The organism is Rhizobium sp. YTU87027, from assembly GCF_050644135.1.
Lineage (GTDB): Bacteria > Pseudomonadota > Alphaproteobacteria > Rhizobiales > Rhizobiaceae > Rhizobium.
This window is the reverse complement of sequence record NZ_CP098440.1, coordinates 3166593-3185783: the sequence shown is the minus strand read 5'-3', so window position 1 is coordinate 3185783 and position 19191 is coordinate 3166593. Positions and strand designations below refer to the sequence as shown.

At 61.0% G+C, this 19191-nt stretch carries 22 protein-coding genes; 7 read left to right on the top strand and 15 right to left on the bottom strand.

The window, feature by feature from the left end:
- Positions 1-41: 41 nt before the first annotated feature.
- The 3 genes from NBG89_RS15805 to NBG89_RS15795 all read right to left on the bottom strand — a co-directional run bounded on the left by NBG89_RS15805 (position 42) and on the right by NBG89_RS15795 (position 2280).
- Entirely contained in the window at positions 42-863 is an 822-nt protein-coding gene (locus NBG89_RS15805; protein WP_431320718.1) for an amino acid ABC transporter permease, read from the bottom strand.
- A 22-nt stretch (positions 864-885) separates the two neighbouring features.
- Positions 886-1683, bottom strand: a complete 798-nt coding sequence (locus NBG89_RS15800) for a transporter substrate-binding domain-containing protein (RefSeq protein ID WP_431320717.1) — start codon at positions 1681-1683, stop codon at positions 886-888.
- A gap of 201 nt (positions 1684-1884) precedes the next feature.
- Positions 1885-2280 carry a Rap1a/Tai family immunity protein gene (locus tag NBG89_RS15795; protein WP_431320716.1) on the bottom strand — a complete coding sequence of 132 codons (396 nt, stop codon included), beginning with the start codon at positions 2278-2280 and terminating at the stop codon, positions 1885-1887.
- 169 nt (positions 2281-2449) lie between these two features.
- Here NBG89_RS15795 and NBG89_RS15790 point away from each other — a divergent pair, with 169 nt between their 5' ends.
- A complete protein-coding gene (locus tag NBG89_RS15790; protein WP_431320715.1) occupies positions 2450-3004 on the top strand; it encodes a hypothetical protein in 555 nt (184 codons plus the stop codon).
- A gap of 105 nt (positions 3005-3109) precedes the next feature.
- Here the strand turns inward: NBG89_RS15790 and rplS are convergent, their stop codons facing one another.
- The 6 genes from rplS to ffh all read right to left on the bottom strand — a co-directional run bounded on the left by rplS (position 3110) and on the right by ffh (position 7573).
- Complete coding sequence (gene rplS / locus NBG89_RS15785) at positions 3110-3628, bottom strand: 50S ribosomal protein L19 (RefSeq protein ID WP_431320714.1); 519 nt, start codon at positions 3626-3628, stop codon at positions 3110-3112.
- A 240-nt stretch (positions 3629-3868) separates the two neighbouring features.
- Complete coding sequence (trmD, locus tag NBG89_RS15780; protein WP_431320713.1) at positions 3869-4549, bottom strand: tRNA (guanosine(37)-N1)-methyltransferase TrmD; 681 nt, start codon at positions 4547-4549, stop codon at positions 3869-3871.
- A gap of 8 nt (positions 4550-4557) precedes the next feature.
- Positions 4558-5127 carry a ribosome maturation factor RimM gene (gene rimM / locus NBG89_RS15775; RefSeq protein WP_431320712.1) on the bottom strand — a complete coding sequence of 190 codons (570 nt, stop codon included), beginning with the start codon at positions 5125-5127 and terminating at the stop codon, positions 4558-4560.
- 117 nt (positions 5128-5244) lie between these two features.
- Complete coding sequence (gene rpsP / locus NBG89_RS15770) at positions 5245-5613, bottom strand: 30S ribosomal protein S16 (protein WP_431320711.1); 369 nt, start codon at positions 5611-5613, stop codon at positions 5245-5247.
- A gap of 49 nt (positions 5614-5662) precedes the next feature.
- A complete protein-coding gene (locus NBG89_RS15765; RefSeq protein WP_113557874.1) occupies positions 5663-5983 on the bottom strand; it encodes a chorismate mutase in 321 nt (106 codons plus the stop codon).
- A gap of 15 nt (positions 5984-5998) precedes the next feature.
- Complete coding sequence (ffh, locus tag NBG89_RS15760) at positions 5999-7573, bottom strand: signal recognition particle protein (protein ID WP_431320710.1); 1575 nt, start codon at positions 7571-7573, stop codon at positions 5999-6001.
- A gap of 304 nt (positions 7574-7877) precedes the next feature.
- On the opposite strand from ffh, the gene NBG89_RS15755 reads away from it, so the two are divergent.
- The gene (locus tag NBG89_RS15755; protein ID WP_431320709.1) at positions 7878-8882 is read left to right on the top strand and encodes an MBL fold metallo-hydrolase; all 1005 of its coding nucleotides are present in this window, start codon (positions 7878-7880) and stop codon (positions 8880-8882) included.
- A 3-nt stretch (positions 8883-8885) separates the two neighbouring features.
- On the opposite strand, the gene NBG89_RS15750 is transcribed toward NBG89_RS15755, so the two are convergent.
- Positions 8886-10844, bottom strand: a complete 1959-nt coding sequence (locus tag NBG89_RS15750; protein WP_431320708.1) for an elongation factor G — start codon at positions 10842-10844, stop codon at positions 8886-8888.
- A 208-nt stretch (positions 10845-11052) separates the two neighbouring features.
- Here NBG89_RS15750 and dapF point away from each other — a divergent pair, with 208 nt between their 5' ends.
- The 5 genes from dapF (at position 11053) to NBG89_RS15725 (ending at position 16112) form a co-directional block, all read left to right on the top strand.
- The gene (dapF, locus tag NBG89_RS15745; protein ID WP_431322711.1) at positions 11053-11958 is read left to right on the top strand and encodes a diaminopimelate epimerase; all 906 of its coding nucleotides are present in this window, start codon (positions 11053-11055) and stop codon (positions 11956-11958) included.
- Entirely contained in the window at positions 11955-13229 is a 1275-nt protein-coding gene (gene mtaB / locus NBG89_RS15740; RefSeq protein WP_431320707.1) for a tRNA (N(6)-L-threonylcarbamoyladenosine(37)-C(2))-methylthiotransferase MtaB, read from the top strand. The genes dapF and mtaB overlap by 4 nt, the downstream gene beginning before the upstream one ends.
- Positions 13230-13244: 15 nt before the next feature.
- Entirely contained in the window at positions 13245-14819 is a 1575-nt protein-coding gene (gene ftsY, locus NBG89_RS15735) for a signal recognition particle-docking protein FtsY (protein WP_431320706.1), read from the top strand.
- 64 nt (positions 14820-14883) lie between these two features.
- Positions 14884-15528 (top strand): septation protein A, encoded by a 645-nt coding sequence (locus tag NBG89_RS15730; RefSeq protein WP_431320705.1) that lies wholly within the window; start codon positions 14884-14886, stop codon positions 15526-15528.
- Positions 15525-16112: a DUF2585 domain-containing protein gene (locus tag NBG89_RS15725; protein WP_431320704.1), complete on the top strand. Its 588-nt coding sequence runs from the start codon at positions 15525-15527 to the stop codon at positions 16110-16112. Before NBG89_RS15730 ends, NBG89_RS15725 begins: the two co-directional genes overlap by 4 nt.
- On the opposite strand, the gene NBG89_RS15720 is transcribed toward NBG89_RS15725, so the two are convergent.
- The 5 genes from NBG89_RS15720 to ccmA are packed head-to-tail and all read right to left on the bottom strand — an operon-like array spanning position 16113 to position 18997.
- On the bottom strand, positions 16113-16718 hold the full coding sequence (locus NBG89_RS15720; protein ID WP_431320703.1) for a DsbE family thiol:disulfide interchange protein: 606 nt from the start codon (positions 16716-16718) through the stop codon (positions 16113-16115). It abuts the gene before it with no gap.
- Positions 16715-16882 (bottom strand): heme exporter protein CcmD, encoded by a 168-nt coding sequence (gene ccmD, locus NBG89_RS15715; RefSeq protein ID WP_431320702.1) that lies wholly within the window; start codon positions 16880-16882, stop codon positions 16715-16717. Before ccmD ends, NBG89_RS15720 begins: the two co-directional genes overlap by 4 nt.
- A 2-nt stretch (positions 16883-16884) precedes the next feature.
- A complete protein-coding gene (locus NBG89_RS15710) occupies positions 16885-17646 on the bottom strand; it encodes a heme ABC transporter permease (protein WP_431320701.1) in 762 nt (253 codons plus the stop codon).
- 47 nt (positions 17647-17693) lie between these two features.
- On the bottom strand, positions 17694-18353 hold the full coding sequence (gene ccmB, locus NBG89_RS15705) for a heme exporter protein CcmB (protein WP_088692994.1): 660 nt from the start codon (positions 18351-18353) through the stop codon (positions 17694-17696).
- A complete protein-coding gene (gene ccmA / locus NBG89_RS15700) occupies positions 18350-18997 on the bottom strand; it encodes a heme ABC exporter ATP-binding protein CcmA (protein ID WP_431320700.1) in 648 nt (215 codons plus the stop codon). Before ccmA ends, ccmB begins: the two co-directional genes overlap by 4 nt.
- Between the last annotated feature and the right edge of the window lie 194 nt (positions 18998-19191).

Here is a 19191-nt window from a genome sequence, read left to right as displayed (position 1 = left end):
ACCAATTTTTCGCGACGGCGGCAATTCGAATCATTCGGACGCTAGCGTCGGTCTTTCCCGCGCATCCGTTTCTCCACTTGCCTCAGCGCAAGCGACAGACCGATTGTCAGGATGAGATAGATATAGGTGACGATGGAGTAGGTTTCAAAGAAGCGAAACGAGCCGGAGGCATAGACCTTGCCCATCTGCGTGATGTCCGAGACGCCGAGGACGGAGACAAGCGAACTGTCCTTGACCATCGCCACGAAATCGTTCGACAGCGGCGGGAAGATCACCCTGATCGCCTGCGGAAAGACGACGAACCGAAACCGGTGGTAGCGCGAAAGACCAAGCGCCTTAGCGGCCTCGATCTGTCCGTGATCGACAGACTGTATGCCGGCGCGGAAAACTTCGGCGATGAAGGACGAATAACCGATCATCAGTGCGATGATCGCCCGCCACATCAGCGACAAGTCGCGCACCATCACCGGTTCGCTCAAGCCGGCCTGGACCAGCGGGCTGGTCAGGACGTTATAGGCCGCGACGATGCCGGGGGCGCCGACGAAGGCGACATAGAATAGCAGCACCAGCATCGGCACGCCGCGGATGACTTCGACGTAGAAGCGAGAGATCTGGCGGAGCACGACGCTGTCGGATAGTCCGAGCAGCGCGATGCCGAGGCCGAGAAGGGTCGCCAACGCAAATCCCACCAGCGTCACGAAGATGGTGACGCCTGCGCCGTTGAAGACGGTGCGGAAGACCTGCGCATAGATGTCATTGGTGACAATGACGACGGCAAGGACGATGCCGATTGCGACAAGGGCGACTAGCCACCAGGGGTAGTCGCTCTTACTATGCCCACCTGGGGCCGGCTGAGGAGCCATCACGCGCTAACCGTAGACAGGATCATTCGCCCATCTTGTAGTCGAGGAACCACTTCTTGTTCAGCGCGTCGAAGGTGCCGTCGGCCTTCAGGCTCGCGATCGCGGCATTGACTGGGGCGACGAGATCGGAGCCCTTCGGGAAGATGAAACCGAAATCTTCCGTACCGAGCGGGCCGCCGATGACCTTCAGGCCGCCGCTGGACGCGTCGACATAGCCCTTGGCAGCGACGCTGTCCGTCAGCACGACATCAACGTCACCGGCCTTGAGAGCCTGAACGGTGGCGCCGAAGGTTTCGAAGAGCTTGATGCGCGGATTCTGTTCGTTGCCGTCAAGAATCTCGTACACGGCCGTGTAGAAAGGTGACGTGCCCGGCTGGGCACCGACGAGGCCTTCATTGAAGGCACCGAAAGTCTTGGCATCGGTAAAGCGTTTCTCGTCTGCGCGCACCAGCATGAACTGCTGCGAGCGCATGTAGGGATCGGAGAAATCAACCTTGGCCTTGCGCTCATCCTTGATGGTGATGCCGGTCATGCCGATGTTGTACTGGTTGTCGGAGACCGCCTGGATCATCGCGTCCCAGCTGGTGTTCTGGTACTCGACCTTGAAATTCAACCGCTTAGCGATCTCGTTCATCGCATCATATTCCCAGCCGATCGCCTTGCCCGACTTCGGATCAACGAACTGCAGCGGCGGATAGGCATTCTCGGTGACGACGACGACCGACTTGCCCTTGAGGTCCGGAAGGTCGGCGGCGAGGGCGGCCAGCGGCGACAGAATAAGAGCGGTCAGTCCTGCAAGGACGGCGCGGCGGAACGGCATTAAGTGTATCTCCCCGAAATATCGTTCGCGAAACCTGTCATAGTTGCGAAGCGGATAGCAAGAGCATTGCTCGATAGCTGTGCGCAAAAACGGGAAAGGCGGTTCAAAAACTGTGGCTTTGATGGAAGGAATTTCGCAGAAATCGGTGTGATGGGTGCCTAGGTGGGTTGTGGGCTGGCGCTGGCTCCCGGATCCCGACGATTAATTTACGGGGCAACTGTAATTGCCTCGGATCAGGGTCGTCATCAAGTCGTCGCCTGTCGCATCGCGCACATCTGGATTCTGCTGTAGAAACGTACAGAGCATGTCGCCGATCGCTTCGGGTTTCGTTTCGGCCGGCACGCAGAAGTTCACGCCGAAAGAGTTAGCGAGGAACGCAGAGTTCACCAGTGCTTTTGAACTGGGAATGCTATCGGCGATATTACGGCGTGCGAGGTATTCGTCTCTGTTCCACTTATCCAGCCAGCCCGTGATGTAGCCCATCACGAACTGCCGCGAACCATGACAATCGGCAAAAAGCAGCTCGCCGGTTGAGAATCCTGCGGTCGCTTTCATCGAGACAGTTGCCAGCAAAGTTGCAATGAGAATGCCTGACATTTGACCTCCAGCGGATTCGCTAGGCCGAACTTTCAGGCGAAAGTGTCAGAAATTGGCTTGACGCGCTATTTTCTTCAGCGCAACCAGAGGGGGAGAATTGGGCGCTGGCTTACCGTATCTCCCGAGTGCGGTTCAACGCGATTTGAGTTTCGATGACGAGCGCTCGACAATGAGCACAACGGACGCCAGTTTTCCCCGCCGTGAATTCACGCGAGCCAGAGGCCCCATCTACTTCGCGCTATTTGGGGGTGGTGTCATATCTCTGTATTTGATCGCAAAGGGCGCGGCGGCGATCTCGGGCTCCCGGTTTGGCCCGGTCGCCGGTATTCTCGCGGCAGCGGCACTCCTCGCCATTTACGTGACCGGTGCTCTCAAGCTTTTGTCGCGAGTAGATTTCAGCAAGGTCACGTTAGCCATGGATCATGAGGGAATCCATCTCGCGCACCAAGCTGAGACAAGCATTCCTTGGACATCGATTGCTAAGATCAGATACTACGAAGTGGGGCGGTTCCATGAGACCAAAATCATTCTGATCGAGAGGTTAGATATTGGCAAAAGAGAGGTCCGCATCGATGCGCACCTTCTCCACTGTGGCAACCCGCGTGACCTGTACGAGACCATGAAGCGCTATCATCGTTATTTCGCACCGATGAGCGAAAGTGAGGAAAATGGCAATGCTCTAGTCTATGGGTCATCGTCATGGACAGGGTTAGATGACGATTGACTGGAGTTGAAGGCGAACGCCGTCAGCGGCGACAGGCACAGTCGGCGCGCAACAAAAAAGGCGACCCGAAGGTCGCCTTTTCCGACAATCCCTGAGGATTGAAACTTATTCTGCTGCCGGCTCTGCCGCTGCTGCAGCTTCTGCGGCTTCCTGTGCTGCCTTTTCGGCTGCGAGCGCCTGAGCTGCTGCAACCTTTTCGGCTTCCAGGCGTGCCTTTTCCTCGGCAACGGCCTGACGTTCAGCGTCGTTGAGCTTGCGGGCGCGGGTGCCGGTGTTTTCGACGATACGAGCCGACTTGCCGCGACGATCGCGCAGGTAGTAGAGCTTCGCGCGACGGACCTTACCGCGGCGAACGACTTCTACGCTTTCGATAGCAGGGGAGCAGACCGGGAATACGCGCTCGACGCCTTCGCCGTAGGAGATCTTGCGAACCGTGAAGTTCTCCTGCAGACCGCCGCCGGAGCGAGCGATGCAGACGCCTTCGTAGGCCTGTACGCGGGTACGGTTGCCTTCCTTGACGCGGACGTTCACGCGAACGGTATCGCCCGGGGAGAATTCCGGGAGCGTACGCTGGGCTTCGATCTTGGCGACCTGCTCGGCCTCAAGCTGCTGAATGATGTTCATGACTCAACCTCTTTGTTGGTTCAACAGCCAGAGCGCTCTGAACGATCTATCCTTGGTCGAGCCGCAGATATTTGCCGGTGAGGGCAGGAGCGAATTCGTCTGTTTTTCTTTACGTGGTTGATGGGAGTTTTCCCATTCCGGGCGTGCGCATACCGTATTGCGCAGGCTTTGTCACCCCTTCGGCCCGGAAATTTTGTCGGCCCGACCGTTAAATGTGGATCCCTGGCCGCCGGCCATCTCTCATTTGTCCAGCAGGTCCGGGCGTCGTTCGCGGGTCAGCTGCAGTGCCTGCTCGCGGCGCCATTTGTCGATCGCGCCGTGATTGCCCGATGTGAGGACCGCCGGAATCTCGTGGCCCTCCCATTCCTGCGGCCGGGTATAGTGCGGATGCTCGAGCAGGCCGCCCTCGAAGCTCTCATGCAGCCCGGAAAGATCATTGCCCATGACGCCCGGCAGAACACGGACGATTGCATCCAGTACGGTCAGTGCCGCCGGTTCGCCTCCCGACAGCACGTAGTCCCCGATTGAGACCTCTTCCAGCTCACGCGCATCGATGACACGCTGATCGACACCCTCGAAGCGGCCGCAAACGATGATGACCCCGTTGCCGGACGCCAGTTCGCGCACGCGCTCCTGCGTCAGCGGCTTTCCGCGCGGGCTCATCAGCAGGCGAGGACGGCTGTCGTTCTCATAGGCGCTGTCGATGGCGCGGGCGAGTACGTCGGGCTTGAGCACCATGCCGGCGCCGCCGCCAGCGGGCGTGTCATCGACGGTCCGGTGCTTGTCGGTCGCGAAATCGCGGATCTGCAGCGTATCGAGCGACCACTGGCCACGCTCCATGGCCTTGCCGGCGAGTGAGTAGCCGAGATGGCCCGGAAACATTTCCGGGTAGAGGGTCAGCACGGTCGCGCGAAACGCCATCGACGGCCTCACTTCTTCTTTTTCGGCTTGTCGGGCGTGAAGTTCGGTCCGTCATCCTCACTGTCGACGAGGCCGGCCGCCAGCGGATCGATTGTGATCCTGCCGCTTTCAAGGTCGATATCGAGAACCGAGGCTTCGGAGAAGGGGATCAACACCGGGCGCTTGCCGGGACCTTTCAGCTCCAGGAGATCGCCGGCGCCGAAATCGAAAACGCCGGTCACCGTGCCGTAACTGACGCCCTGATCGTCGAGCGCTTCCAGGCCCTCCAGATCGGCGTAGAAGAATTCGTCTTCCTCCAGCTCCTCGTCCGGCAGGTTATCGCGCTCGATGTAGAGCTCCAATCCGTTCAGCGCCTCGGCGGCATTGCGGTCGTTGATCCCGCGGAAGCGGACGACGACAACGTTCTTCATCTCCCGGATATCGAGAATCTCGAAGGTGCGGCCGTCCATGCTGTGCAGGTTGCCGTAGTCGCCGAGGGCCGTCGGGTCAGCGGTGTAGGCCTTGGCGCGCACTTCGCCGCGCAGCCCTTGGGCGCCGCCGATCGTTGCCATCAGAACCGGATTTTCAAGCTTTGCCATGACGTCCTTCACATGAAGCCGCAAATCTGGGCTTCTCTTAAACGAAGTGCGGTGGAATGGAAACGAAAACGGGCGGCATGTCGCCATGCCGCCCGTTCGATAAGGGAAAGTCCCCGATTATTCTGCGGAAGCAGCAGCTTCGGCAGCGTCGGCGGCCTTCTGAGCCTTTTCAGCAGCGCGCTCCTGAGCCTTCTTGCCCGGCTTTGCCTTTTCCGGGTTGTTCTTGGCGTCACGCTTTGCGAGGCCAGCTTCGTTGAGGAAGCGCAGAACGCGGTCGGTCGGCTGTGCGCCCTGCTCAAGCCAGTGCTTGATGCGGTCGTTGTTCAGCGTGATGCGCGCGTTGTTGTCCTTGGCGAGCATCGGGTTCCAGGAACCGAGGCTCTCGAGGAAGCGGCCGTCGCGCGGCGAACGGGCGTCGGCGAGAACGATGTGGTAGTACGGGCGCTTCTTGGAACCACCGCGTGCGAGACGAATTTTCAGTGCCATTTTCTTTACTCCTTGGACTTTTCTGGACCGCCTGATCCGGCGATACGGTTCATTTTGCTGCGGCGCCGTTTTCGGCGTGGTCGGCAGCGATCTGCTCATGATGCCGGATGACTTCCTTGATGATGAAGTTCAAGAACTTCTCGGCGAAATCCGGATCCAGATTGGCATCCTTCGCCAGGTGGCGGAGGCGTTCGATCTGGTATTCTTCGCGCGCCGGGTCGGCCGGCGGCAACTTGTGCTTGGCCTTGAGAACGCCGACCTCTTTGGTGCAGCGGAAGCGTTCGGCCAGGATGTGGACCAGCGCCGCATCGATGTTGTCGATCGACTGGCGATAGTTCGAAAGCTGGGCTTTGATTTCAGGATCAATCATCGTTCACGCGACCCTTCACTTCTTCTTGGGCAGGCCGGGAAGCCCCGGGAAACCACCACCAAGGCCTGGCAGCTTTGCGCCGCCGAGACCCGGCAAACCACCGGACATGCCGCCAAGACCAGGTAGGCCACCGCCCGGCTTTCCGAGACCAGCAACTTCAGCCTGCTTTTGGAGCGCTTCGAGCTGTTTGGGGTCGATATTCGAAAGATCGGGCATGCCGCCGCCGAGGCCACCGAGGCCCATCTTGCCGGCAAGGCCGCCCATCATCTGCTTCATCAGGCCGCCCTTGCCCTTGCCGCCCATCATCTTCATCATGTCCGCCATCTGGCGATGCATCTTCAGAAGCTTGTTGATGTCGGCGGCATCGGTGCCGGAGCCGGCGGCGATGCGCTTCTTGCGGGAGTGCTTAAGAATATCGGGGTTGGCGCGCTCGGCCTTGGTCATCGAGGAGATGATAGCGAGCTGGCGGCCGAACAGACTGTCGTTGAGACCGGCCGAAGCCATCTTGTCCTTCATGCCGGCCATGCCGGGCATCATGCTCATGATGCCGCCCATGCCGCCCATTTTCTGCATCTGGCGCAGCTGGTCGGCGAGGTCGTTCAGGTCAAACTTGCCCTTGGCCATCTTGGCGGCCATGGCTGCCGCCTTTTCGGCGTCGATGTTTTCGGCGGCGCGCTCGACCAGCGAAACGATGTCGCCCATGCCGAGGATGCGGTCAGCGATACGGCGGGGATGGAACTCCTCGAGCTCGCCCATGCGCTCGCCGACACCGATGAGCTTGATCGGCTTGCCGGTTACGGCTCGCATAGAGAGCGCCGCACCGCCGCGGCCGTCGCCGTCCATGCGGGTCAGGACGAGGCCGGTGATGCCGACGCGTTCATCGAAGCTGCGGGCCAGATTGACGGCGTCCTGACCGGTCAGCGAGTCCGCGACCAGCAGGATTTCGTGCGGGTTCGACTTCTTCTTGATGTCGGCCATTTCGACCATCAAGGGTTCGTCGATATGCGTGCGGCCGGCGGTGTCGAGGATGACGACGTCATGGCCGCCGAGCTTCGCAGCCTGAACGGCGCGTGCGGCGATATCGGTCGGCGACTGGCCCGCGATCACAGGCAGGGTGTCGACATTGGTCTGCACGCCGAGCTGGCGCAGCTGCTCCTGGGCGGCCGGGCGTCGCGTATCGAGCGACGCCATCAGCACCTTCTTCTTCTCGCGGTCGGTGAGACGCTTGGCGATCTTCGCCGTCGTGGTCGTCTTACCCGAGCCCTGCAGACCGACCATCATGATGACGACGGGGGCTACCGCATGCAGATCGACACCGACACCTTCGCCGCCGAGCATCTCGATCAGCTCGTCATGGACGATCTTGACGACCATCTGGCCGGGCTTGATCGACTTCAGGATTTCCGCACCGACGGCCTTTTCGCGGACGCGATCGGTGAAGGAGCGCACGACATCGAGCGCCACGTCCGCTTCCAGCAACGCACGGCGCACCTCGCGCAGCGCCGCGGAAACATCGCTTTCCGAAAGCGCGCCACGGCCTGTCAGTCCATTCAGAATGGATCCAAGACGGTCCTGGAGGTTTTCAAACATCGGCTCTTCCTTGTGATTTCCGGGATGGCGGAAACCTTGTGCTTTTCCTTGACGAAAACAAGACGCAAAGCCAAAAAGCACCCGAGGGCGCATCGCGCTGTCGGGTGTGGACCTCCGGGATCTCTTTATACCTTTACGGGTCCCGGTCGGTGGCTCGAGTCTTGAAGCTCGTCGCAGATTGAGCGGCGGTAAACAGGAAAACGGGCCGGGAGTCAAGGGAAAGCCGAGAAAAGACGGCGTTTCGACCTTTCAAAAGCGAGCGCCCGATCCCAGATCTGCTTTCCCTGCAACGGAATCGCTTTGTATGCCTACGGCCAAAAGACGCAATCCCTACTATCAAGGGCCTGTCTCCGATCACTTCGACGGCACGCATTTCTTCAATCCGGATGGTATCGAGCCTCTTGGTTTTCGCGATCTGATGCGATGGCAGTTCGGCGGCGGCCGCGATCGCTGGCCGAAGTCGGTTCCGAGCCCCTTCGTACCGGCCAAGCCGGATGCGCGCGTTGATGGCGACGATCTGCGGGTGACCATGGTCGGCCACGCGACGATGCTGGTGCAGGTCGCGGGGCTCAATATCCTGACCGATCCTGTATGGTCCGACCGCGCCAGCCCCTTCGCCTTCGCCGGACCGAAGCGTGTTGTGGCGCCCGGTATTGCGTTCGACGACCTGCCACCGATCGACCTCGTTCTCGTTTCCCATAACCATTACGATCACCTCGATATCGCGACACTTAAGCGGTTGCAGGCGAGACATCGGCCGCATGTCGTAACGCCGCTTGGCAACGATACGATCATTCGTCGCGCCGTTCCCACCATGCAGGTGACGGGGATGGATTGGGGCGAGCGCATCGCGCTTGCCGGCATCAGGATCGACGCCGAGCCGGCGCATCATTGGTCGGCGCGTGGCACCGGGGATCGTCGCATGGCGCTATGGGCGGCCTTCGTCCTGTCGACACCGGCAGGGAAGATCTATCATGTCGGGGATACGGGCTTTCATGGTGGCGTCAACTACAAGGCTGCCCAGCAGAAGCATGGCGCCTTTCGCCTCGCCGTCCTGCCGTTCGGAGCCTATGAACCGCGCTGGTTCATGAAGGGGCAGCATCAGAATCCTAAGGAAGCGGTGACGGGCATGCAGTTGGCCAACGCGGCCTATGTGGCAGGGCATCACTTTGCCACCTTCCAACTCACCGACGAGGCGATTGATGCGCCGATCAAGGCGCTGGAAGCAGCCATGAGCGAGCATGGGGTACCGCCGGAGCGGTTCCGGCCGCTTAGGGCAGGCGAGGTCTTTGACGTGCCGGTCGCATGAGAATCAGTGCGACTGAGCCCCTGAACCATGCGTATTGATGATGGTGTCGGCCTCCTTGCCGTAAAGCTCCTCGAAGTGATCAAAGGTCTTGGAGAAATGGCCGATGCCTTGGGTCGCGGATTTCAGTGATCGTGCCAGCTCTTCCAGGACACCACCCGGTACTAATGCCCGGAATATGTCCCAGCCCTTCGCGTTCTCGTCTCGGTCGAAGCCGAGTACCTGTCCTTTGAGTGAGGAAACGAGCGTCACCATGCCGCCGGAATAGACCGAGGGGATATGGATATCGACTCGCACGACAGGCTGCATGAGCACGGCGGATGCCTGTGACAGCGCCTGCTTGACGCCCATCTTCCCGGCCGCACGGAAGGCGAAATCGGAGCTGTCGACCGAGTGATACTGGCCGTCGGTCAATGTCACATCGACGTCGACGACCTGGAAACCGAGCGGCCCCTTTTCCATGGCTTCGCGTGCACCGGCCTCGACTGCCGGTATGTAGTTTCGCGGTACGGTACCGCCCTTGACACTTTCGCCGAAGGTAAAACCCTGGCCGCGCTCGTTCGGCCGGACGCTGAGCTGCACATCGGCGAACTGGCCGGCGCCCCCCGTTTGCTTGCGGTGGCGATAGCGCACGTCCGAGGGCTTGGAGATTGTTTCCCGGTAGATCGGGTTCGGTGCGCGGTCCGAAACTTCGACCCGAAAAACCTCCGACAGCGTCTTGCGTAGATCGCGCAGATGGACCGGTCCCTGAGCGCAGATCAATGCTGCGCCCGTGCCTTCTTCCTGCATCACCTTCAGGCCGCGATCGGTTTCCACCAGTTTCGCCAGTGTTGCCGAGAGCTTGGTTTCGTCACGCTCACTGCCGGGAACGAGAATTCGTTCCAGCATCGGTGTCGGCGGTGTAGTCCAGTCCGGCGGTTCGACGCTGGCTGATTGTGTCAGCAGCGCGAGTGCGGGCAGATGGTCCGATTTCAGAGCGGCAAAGATGCCACCTGACTGGACAGTGCCGACGATCGGTTTTCCGCTGCCGGCTTCCTGCAAGGGACCCAGAGTAGAGCCACCCAAAGAGGCGCCCTGCTTCAAGCCGTCGGCCAGCGCCCGTACGAGGACCGTCTTGCCGACATTGGCCTTGTGATAGGCGTGGAAACTAACGGCAGAAAGTTCCGCCTCTTGCGCGCCGGAACTTCCAGAGAGCCTCTTTCGCAACGCTGCTGCCGGCGGCGCTTCGTGGCGAAGGGCCTTCATCAGGCGCATGATGCCGTTGCTGTGTGAGGCGGCGCCAAACAGCACGGGGATGACTCGATTCTCTTTGAGAATGCGCGAGGAGATCGCAAAAATTGTATCACTTGCCGGTTCGCGGTCCTCGATCAGCTCCTCGAGCAGCCAGTCGTCGAACTCCGAAAGCTGCTCGAGCATCTCTGCCCGTGCCTCGTGCTCGCGCTCGACAGTATCCTGCGGCAGTTCGATGAGTGCGGAGGGCTGCCCCTCCCGGTAGCGCCAGGCGCGCTCGGAAATGAGGTCGCAGCTGCCGACAATCGTATCACCCTCGCGGATCGGGACCTGCCGCATGACGAGGGGGTGGTTTGAATAGGTCTGAAGCGCGGCAATGACATCGCGCAGTCGACCGCGCGGCTCGTCCATCCGATTGATGAAGACGAGGCAGGGGGTGCCGGAGGCCTCGATGGCGCGCAGATAAGGTGCGGCCAGAACGGCATCATCCGGCGTCGGCGATATGCAGAGAATACAGGCGTCGCTGACGAGCAGGGCATCCTGCGCCAGGGCGAGCGCCTCGTTTGCCCCGGGGGTGTCGATCGCACACCACGCTTCGTCCTTGAAATCGAACTCTGTAAGGCTTGATCCGTATGGAGAGGCTGACTTTCTGGGCATTCCCTCGAGCGAGGCCAGCTTTGCGACGAGTGTCGTTTTTCCCGTCTGCGAGGGCCCAAGTACCGTGAAGCAGCGCATCGGCGATCCTCCCTGCCAAAAGCACGCATCCGAGACCAAGAATGCCTCGAAGCGGTGAAAAGCGCTAGATATTTGCAGTCATTCTTAAATATGAGGTCTCGGTATGGCTCTCCCATGAATGTGTCGCGGTGCTCGGGTCCGTCAAGCCACTGGTAATTCCTCGGCATTTCCGCCATATACAGCCCAAACAGAGACGGACATGACACCTATGAGCGCAACGGTCGAATTCGCGAAGATGAACGGGCTTGGCAACAAGATCCTGGTCGTTGACATGCGCGGTCGCGCCGACAAGGTGACGCCCGCCGCAGCAATCGCGCTGAATGCCGCGCCGGACACGCAGTTCGACCAGATCATGGCGATCCACGACCCGAAGGCCGCGGGCACGGATGCCTGGATCGACATCCTGAACTCCGACGGCTCGAAGGCGCAAGCCTGCGGCAATGGTACGCGCTGCGTTGTGCAGGCGCTTGCTTCGGAAACCGGCAAGAAGGTTTTCACCTTCCAGACGGTGGCCGGCATTCTCAATGCCGTTGAGCACGAGGATGGGACGATCTCCGTCGATATGGGCAAGCCGGTCTTCGAGTGGGACAAGATTCCGCTCGCCGAAGAATTTCACGATACCAGCCGCATCGAACTGCAGCTCGGGCCGATCGACAATCCTGTGCTGCATTCGCCCTCTGTCGCTTCGATGGGCAATCCGCATGCGATCTTCTGGGTCGACCGCGATCCGATGTCGTTCGATCTCGGCCGTTTTGGACCGCTGCTTGAAAACCATCCGATGTTCCCGGAGCGCGCCAACATCACGCTGGCGCAAGTGACCTCTCGCAGCTCGATCACGACGCGCACCTGGGAGCGGGGCGCGGGACTGACGCTGGCCTGCGGTTCTGCCGCTTGTGCGACCGCCGTTTCCGCCGCTCGCACCGGACGGACCGGGCGCGAAGTCGCGGTGAAGGTTGCCAGCAGCCCCAACCAGGGTGTTCTGACGATCGAATGGCGCGAACGCGATGGTCACGTCATCATGACGGGTCCGGCCGAATGGGAATGGTCAGGGACGCTCGATCCGTCGACGGGTGCGTGGTCGCGCGATGCGGCGCAGGGAGCGGAAGCGCGGTGAGCGGCGTTGAGGTCATCACCTTCGGCTGTCGTCTCAATACCTACGAATCCGAAGTGATGCGGGCGGAGGCCGAGAAGGCCGGGCTCAACAATGCCATCCTCGTCAATACTTGTGCGGTTACCGGCGAAGCTGTGCGCCAGGCTCGCCAGGCGATCCGACGCGCCCGGCGCGACAATCCTAATGCCCGGATCATCGTGACCGGCTGCGCGGCCCAGACGGAAAAAGAGACTTTCGCCGACATGGCAGAGGTCGATGCTGTCCTTGGCAACGAGGAGAAGCTGAAGAGCGCTTCCTATCGCGCCCTGCCGGATTTCGGCGTTTCGGCGGAAGAGAAGCTGCGCGTCAACGACATCATGAGCGTGCGCCAAACGGCGCCGCAGATGGTCAAGCACATCGATGGTCATGTGCGGGCGTTCATCCAGGTCCAGAACGGTTGCGACCACCGCTGCACCTTCTGCATCATTCCCTATGGCCGCGGCAACTCACGCTCCGTGCCGATGGGGGCGGTCGTCGACCAGGCGCGTAGGCTCGTCGAAAGCGGCTACCGGGAGATCGTGCTGACCGGGGTCGATGCGACCAGCTATGGCGCCGACCTGCCCGGCGAGCCGACGCTTGGGTTGCTCGCGAAGACGCTTCTGAAGCAGGTGCCCGATATTCGTCGCCTCCGGCTTTCATCGATCGACAGCATCGAGGCGGACAAGCATCTCTTGGATCTGATCGCCGACGAGGCACGCTTCATGCCGCATCTCCACCTTTCGTTGCAGCATGGCGACGACATGATCCTGAAGCGGATGAAGCGTCGCCATTCGAGCGCGGATGCCCTGGCGTTCGTCAACGACGTGCGCCGTCTGCGGCCGGAGATCAGCTTCGGCGCGGACATGATCGCCGGCTTTCCGACCGAGAGCGAAGACATGTTCGCCAATGCCGTGCGGCTGGCAGAAGAGGCCAATATCGCCCATCTTCACGTGTTCCCTTATAGCCCACGGCCGGGAACGCCCGCTGCGCGCATGCCGCAGCTCGATCGTGCGCTAGTCAAGGAGCGGGCCGCGCGACTGCGCGCCACTGGACATCGCCTGCATCAGTCCCATCTCGACGGGATGGTTGGAACGCGGCAATGGCTGCTGGTGGAAAACAACGGTTTGGCGCATACGGAGAACTTCACGCTTGTCGCAGCGGCGGGACTTGCGCCTCGCAGCTTCGTGCAGGCTGTCATCACCGGGCACAACAGCAAACACCTCGACATGCAATTGACGGTCGCCGACGCGGCCTGAGTTTACGGAATCCTCATGGCGTTCAGTTTCATTAAAAAGGTCTTCACCTTCGGCCCGAAGCCGGAGGAAGAGCAGGCGCCGGAGCCGGTCGAGACGAAGGCGCTCGAATCCGAACCGGAGCCGCATTCGCGCGAAGAGAACCTTCCTGTTGCCGCCGATCCTGTTCTGGCGCAGGAGATGGATACGGCCGGCGGTCCCGCCGATGATGCCCCGATCGAGGAGCTTGCCGAGCGGGCCGAAGGGCTCGCGGATGAGGACGACGTTTCCGAGGCCCTGCCGTCTGAGGTGCAGGCGAGCGATATGGGCGTTTTGCCGCTCTCGCTGCTTGAAGCCGAAGCCGAGGTCGATACTCCTGCTGAAAGCACGCTGGAACGGACGGTTCCTGTTGCGTCTTCCCTGCGGCCGGAAATCGGCGACCGGGCAGAGGAAGAAGTCGCGGAAGCAGCATTCGCTGGCGAAACCGAAGAGACGTCGGCTGCAGAGCTTGCAGCGGAAGCCGATGCGGAACAGCAGCCCGTGGCCGATCGGGCCGCTCCTGCCGAGCAAGAAATATCTACGCCGGCGGAGTACGACGACGCTTCCAGCGATTCCCCCGCCGCTCCCGTCCTTCCGAAGGGATTCGCCACCGGTCCCGCGGCTTCCGAAGCCGCACCTCTGGTGCCTGCGCCAAAACTTTCCTGGTTTCAGCGCCTGCGCGCTGGCCTCGCCCGCACCTCGTCTCAGCTCACCGGCCAAATCGCGGCCCTTTTCACCAAGCGGAAGCTGGATGATGACACGCTGCAGGATCTCGAGGATCTGCTGATCCAGGCCGATCTTGGCGTCGAGACGGCGATGCGCGTCACCGATACGCTGGCCTCCGAGCGCTACGGCAAGGACGTGACGGGCGAGGATGTCAGCCGCATCATGGCAAGCGAGATCGCCAAGGTGCTGAAGCCAGTTGCCAAGCCGTTGCAGCTCGATCTCAGCCACAAGCCGCACGTCATCCTTGTCGTCGGCGTCAACGGAACAGGCAAGACGACGACGATCGGCAAGCTGGCGTCGAAGCTCTCGGGCGCCGGCCTCAAGGTGATGGTGGCTGCCGGCGATACGTTCCGCGCCGCTGCGATCGAGCAGCTGAAGATCTGGGCTGACCGCACCAAGTCGGAGTTCATCGGGACCAAGCTCGGCGCCGATGCCGCCGGTCTTGCCTATGACGCCTTCGAGCAGGCCAAGGCGAGGAAGTGCGATGTCCTGATCATCGATACCGCTGGCCGCCTGCAGAACAAGGCGGAGCTGATGGCCGAGCTTGAGAAGATCGTTCGTGTTCTCGGCAAACTCGATCCGGATGCGCCGCATACGGTGCTGCAGACACTTGATGCAACGACAGGGCAAAACGCGCTTTCGCAGGTCGAAATCTTCCGCAACGTGGCTGGCGTCAACGGGCTGATCATGACGAAGCTCGATGGCACGGCCCGCGGCGGCATTCTCGTGGCGATCTCCGCCAAGCACAAGCTGCCGGTCTATTTCATTGGCGTTGGGGAAGGCGTCGACGATCTCGAACCTTTCGAGGCTGAGGATTTCGCGCACGCCATTGCCGGGCTCGGCCAATAATGCCACAGATATGCCGACAAACACGGGCAAGCGTCTCGTGTGGCACAAACGGATTTGAGATAGAATGACGACAGAGAGCGATATTACCCCAAGCGCGGCCGACCGGCATCACCCGATGCTGAAGCTGGCGCTGGAACTTGGCCCGCTGCTGATCTTCTTCTTCGCCAACCTGCGCGGCGCGTGGCTTGTCGAGCGGTTTCCGGCTCTCTCGGAGCTCGGCGGACCGCTGTTCGTGGCAACGGCCCTCTTCATGGGGGCGACGGTGATCTCGCTGATCGTATCGAAGGTCGTGCTCGGGCATCTGCCGATCATGCCGTTCGTGTCGGGCATCGTCGTCGTCATCTTCGGATCGTTGTCGATCTACCTGCAGAACGAGACCTTCATCAAGATGAAGCCGACCATCGTCAACGCGCTCTTCGGCGTTGCGCTGCTTGGCGGCCTGGCTTTCGGCAAGTCGTTGCTCGGCTACGTCTTCAATGCGGCCTTCCAGCTCGATGCCGAGGGATGGCGCAAGCTGACGATCCGCTGGGGCATCTTCTTCCTGTTCCTCGCGGTGCTGAACGAGGTCATTTGGCGCAATTTCTCCGATGATTTCTGGGTTGCCTTCAAGGTCTGGGGTACGATGCCAATCACCATCATCTTCACGATGGCGCAGATGCCGCTCATCATGAGGCACACGGTGACGCCGGCCGGAGAGGCCGAGAAGTGACAGTCGCAGAGGCGCAGACAAGGGTTCGCCATCAGACGTTCTGGTTTGCAGCCTGTCTGCTGGTTCTGCTGACGCAGGTGGTCGTTGAGTATCTGATGGGCCGTACGCCGATCTGCACCTGCGGCTATGTCAAACTGTGGGAAGGCGTCGTCAAATCAAGCGGCAATTCCCAGCACCTGTCGGACTGGTACACGCCGTCGCATATCATCCACGGGTTCATCTTCTACGGCATTGCCCATCTCGTCCTGCGCGGAAAGCCGTTTGCGGCACGCCTGCTGTTGGCGTTGGTTATTGAGTCGGGCTGGGAGCTGCTGGAGAATTCGCCCATCATCATCGATCGCTATCGTTCTGCGACGATCTCGCTCGACTACTACGGCGACAGCATCATCAATTCGCTGATGGACACGGTGTTCATGATGGTCGGCTTCGTCTTCGCCTCGCGGGCTCCGGTGGCGTTGACGGTGGCGATAGCGATCTTCTTCGAGCTTTTGACCGGCTACCTTATTCGCGATAACCTGACGCTTAACGTGCTGATGCTGATCTGGCCTGTCGAGGCGATCAAGACTTGGCAAAGCGCGATCTGATCAGGAAACAGGCCTGCCCAGCGCCTTTTCCATGGCGGGGAAAAGGCCTTCCTTCAAACTGATATCGTCGAACGGGCCTACTCGCTTGTAGAGGATCGTGCCATCAGGGGCGACGAGATAGCTTTCGGGGATGCCGTAGACGCCCCAATCGATGGCTGCCTGCCCCTTGGGATCGATACCGATAGCCGCAAAGGGATTGCCGAGTTCGCCGAGGAAGCGGAGCGCGTTGTCGTTCTTGTCCTTGTAGTTGATGGCAACCACGTTAAGGCGGTTGTCCTTTGCCAGTTCCATCAAGATTGGATGCTCTTCACGACAGGGGATACACCAGGAGGCGAAGACGTTGACGAGCGTCAGCTTGCCCTTGATTGCACTGTCGGTCAGGGCCGGCCGGTTGGCGCCTTCGAGCGGCGGCAGGTCCAGCGCCGGCGCCTTCGTGCCGATCAGGGCCGAGGGTATTTCCGAGATATCCCTGCCATGGACGCCCTGATCGTAAAGCATCTTTGCCGCTGTGGCGGCGATCCCGGCAAAAACAACCAAGGGGATCAAGGCGACGGCATAGCGTCCAAATCCGCGCTTGGCGGGGCTCGTTTCAGGCGCGGGGCTCATTCGCCATCCTTTGCTCGTGCCGAACGGCGGCGGATCCCGGAAGCCTCAAGGGCTGCTAGTTCCTTGCGGCGAGCACGGCCGTCCGCCCAGGTCCAAAGGGTAACCGCTGCTGTAACAAGCGCAGCGAAGCCGTAGGACCCGTAGACATAAAAAGCGTGTGTCATGGCTATCCCTCGCGGCTCGCCATGCGGGCCGCCATGCGGCGTTGTGTCGCGACGCGGCGACGCCAGATTTCGTTGCGCATGGCCATGATGTGCAGGGTGAAGAAGAGCGCGGTGAATGCGACGGCCATCACCAGCAGCGGCCGCAGGAACTCCGGATCGATGGCCGGGCCGTCGAGGCGCAGGACGCTTGCGGATTGATGTAGCGTGTTCCACCAGTCCACCGAGAACTTGATGATCGGGATGTTGACGAAGCCAACAAGGATCAGCACGGCGCCGACGCGGGCGGCCTTGGACGGGTCGTCGATGGCGCGATTGAGGGCGATAAGCCCGAGATACATCAGGAACAGGATGAAGACGGATGTGAGTCTGGCATCCCAGACCCACCAGGTGCCCCACATCGGCTTGCCCCAGAGGGAGCCGGTAACGAGGGCAATCAGCGTGAAGGCGGCGCCGAGCGGGGCTGCTGCCTTCGCCGATACATCCGCCAGCGGATGGCGCCACACGAGTGTGCCGATCGCCGAGAGGCTCATGATCGTATAGCCCATCATGGACAGCCAGGCGGCCGGCACGTGGATATACATGATGCGAACCGTTTCGCCCTGCTGGTAGTCGCCTTCGGTCGTGAAGCTGAGATACAGCCCCACGATAAAACAGAGAGTCGTGAACCCGGCCATCCAGGGCAGGATGCGCGCGGCCAGCGCCAGAAACCGCGTCGGGTTGGCGAGATCGCTGAATTTTGTGATGGCAAGGCTCGTTTCGTTCATGCCGTTTCCTTACCTCGATATGCCTTATGCCGCAATCGAGCGCTCCATCAATCCGACGTGTTGCGGAGCGCCAATGCCGCCGCCGCCGGGCCGATGACGGCGAAGAACAGTGTCAGTGCGATGAGGATCAGGAAGGGTGGCAGGAAGGGAGAGGGTCCTTCGACCGCCGCGTAGGTGGCGCTGACGCCGAAGATCAGCACGGGGATGGTCAGCGGCAGCACCAGGATCGAGACCAGCAGTCCGCCGCGCGGCAGAGCGACGGCAACGGCTGCGCCGACAGCGCCAATGAAGGTAATCGCAGGCGAACCGACGAGCAGTGTCAGCATCGTCGCGCCGATCGCCGTCTCGCTCATGTTCATGAACAGGCCGAGCAGCGGTGAAGCAATGACCAGCGGTAGGCTGGTTGCGACCCAGTGTGCCAGGCACTTGACCAGCACCGTCAGGACCAGTGGGGTTTCCTGCATCAGCATGAGGTCGAGCGAGCCATCGTCACGTTCGGCCTGAAACAGGCGGTCAAGGCCGAGAAGTGCTGCAAGCAGTGCACCGATCCAGACGATGGCCGGGCCGATGCGGGACAGCAGTGCGAGATCGGGCCCAACGCCGAAGGGGATGACCGCGACGACGGTCAGGAAGAAGAGGACGCCGATCAGCGCGCCGCCGCCGGCGCGGATGGACAGTCTGAGGTCGCGCAGCAGAAGTGCGGTCATGCCCATACTCCCGGTCCGGAATGGGCAAATCCCGCCATCCGCAATTCCTGCGCGCCTTCCAGGCCGAGTGGCTGGTGGGTTGCCGCAAGCACGATCCCGCCCTTGTGGCGATGGGTCTCGATCAGTTCGGCAAAGAGGCGGTCGCCGCTTGTGTCCAGCGCTGCGGTCGGTTCGTCAAGGATCCATACCGGCCGGTAGGCGATAAGCAGCTTTGCAAAGGCGAAGCGGCGTTGCTGTCCAGCGGAGAGGTAGCCGAACGGAAGGTGCGTGATCCCCTCGAGCCCTACCGCCTCGGCAGCCTCATCGATGGAAACGGTCGAAGCGCCGTGCGCTTCTCCAAGAAAGCGGCGCCAGAAGTCGAGGTTTTCGGCGACCGTCAGCTCGCTTTTCATTGCATTGCGGTGGCCGAGGTAGTGGCTGATTTCGCCGACGCGTCCGTGAGTGTTGCCATGCGAATCGGTGAAGCTCACCGATCCTCTTTCCTGATGCAGCAGACCGGCGACGACACGGAGCAAAGTTGACTTTCCGGATCCATTTTTGCCTGTCAAAACCAGCGCTTCGCCCGATTCCAGGCGAAAGGACACGCCTTCGAAAATCAGGTCTTCCCCCCGGCGCGCGGCCAGATTGGCGGTCTCGAGATGCATGACTTTTCCGTGGTTTAATTTTTCAGTCATCGCAATGCAAAAAAATCCGAAATGGGTCACGCACTCTCTGGCACCTTTCTTAGAAATTATCTATAAGACCCGCAACCACGCCAGCGGTCGGCGTGAATTTCATCCTTGCGCCGAACATGGGGCTTCGCTCCACGTGCGGACAGCGGAAATGGCCGTACCCGCAT

What these genes read in the sequence shown, in the direction of transcription:
- NBG89_RS15805 (WP_431320718.1), bottom strand. Translation starts at nt 863, where the DNA reads ATGGCTCCTCAGCCGGCCCCAGGTGGGCATAGTAAGAGCGACTACCCC.
- NBG89_RS15800 (WP_431320717.1), bottom strand. Translation starts at nt 1,683, where the DNA reads ATGCCGTTCCGCCGCGCCGTCCTTGCAGGACTGACCGCTCTTATTCTG.
- NBG89_RS15795 (WP_431320716.1), bottom strand. Translation starts at nt 2,280, where the DNA reads ATGTCAGGCATTCTCATTGCAACTTTGCTGGCAACTGTCTCGATGAAA.
- NBG89_RS15790 (WP_431320715.1), top strand. Translation starts at nt 2,450, where the DNA reads ATGAGCACAACGGACGCCAGTTTTCCCCGCCGTGAATTCACGCGAGCC.
- rplS (WP_431320714.1), bottom strand. Translation starts at nt 3,628, where the DNA reads ATGAACATCATTCAGCAGCTTGAGGCCGAGCAGGTCGCCAAGATCGAA.
- trmD (WP_431320713.1), bottom strand. Translation starts at nt 4,549, where the DNA reads ATGGCGTTTCGCGCGACCGTGCTGACCCTCTACCCGGAAATGTTTCCG.
- rimM (WP_431320712.1), bottom strand. Translation starts at nt 5,127, where the DNA reads ATGGCAAAGCTTGAAAATCCGGTTCTGATGGCAACGATCGGCGGCGCC.
- rpsP (WP_431320711.1), bottom strand. Translation starts at nt 5,613, where the DNA reads ATGGCACTGAAAATTCGTCTCGCACGCGGTGGTTCCAAGAAGCGCCCG.
- NBG89_RS15765 (WP_113557874.1), bottom strand. Translation starts at nt 5,983, where the DNA reads ATGATTGATCCTGAAATCAAAGCCCAGCTTTCGAACTATCGCCAGTCG.
- ffh (WP_431320710.1), bottom strand. Translation starts at nt 7,573, where the DNA reads ATGTTTGAAAACCTCCAGGACCGTCTTGGATCCATTCTGAATGGACTG.
- NBG89_RS15755 (WP_431320709.1), top strand. Translation starts at nt 7,878, where the DNA reads ATGCCTACGGCCAAAAGACGCAATCCCTACTATCAAGGGCCTGTCTCC.
- NBG89_RS15750 (WP_431320708.1), bottom strand. Translation starts at nt 10,844, where the DNA reads ATGCGCTGCTTCACGGTACTTGGGCCCTCGCAGACGGGAAAAACGACA.
- dapF (WP_431322711.1), top strand. Translation starts at nt 11,053, where the DNA reads ATGAGCGCAACGGTCGAATTCGCGAAGATGAACGGGCTTGGCAACAAG.
- ftsY (WP_431320706.1), top strand. Translation starts at nt 13,245, where the DNA reads ATGGCGTTCAGTTTCATTAAAAAGGTCTTCACCTTCGGCCCGAAGCCG.
- NBG89_RS15730 (WP_431320705.1), top strand. Translation starts at nt 14,884, where the DNA reads ATGACGACAGAGAGCGATATTACCCCAAGCGCGGCCGACCGGCATCAC.
- NBG89_RS15720 (WP_431320703.1), bottom strand. Translation starts at nt 16,718, where the DNA reads ATGAGCCCCGCGCCTGAAACGAGCCCCGCCAAGCGCGGATTTGGACGC.
- ccmD (WP_431320702.1), bottom strand. Translation starts at nt 16,882, where the DNA reads ATGACACACGCTTTTTATGTCTACGGGTCCTACGGCTTCGCTGCGCTT.
- NBG89_RS15710 (WP_431320701.1), bottom strand. Translation starts at nt 17,646, where the DNA reads ATGAACGAAACGAGCCTTGCCATCACAAAATTCAGCGATCTCGCCAAC.
- ccmB (WP_088692994.1), bottom strand. Translation starts at nt 18,353, where the DNA reads ATGACCGCACTTCTGCTGCGCGACCTCAGACTGTCCATCCGCGCCGGC.
- ccmA (WP_431320700.1), bottom strand. Translation starts at nt 18,997, where the DNA reads ATGCATCTCGAGACCGCCAATCTGGCCGCGCGCCGGGGGGAAGACCTG.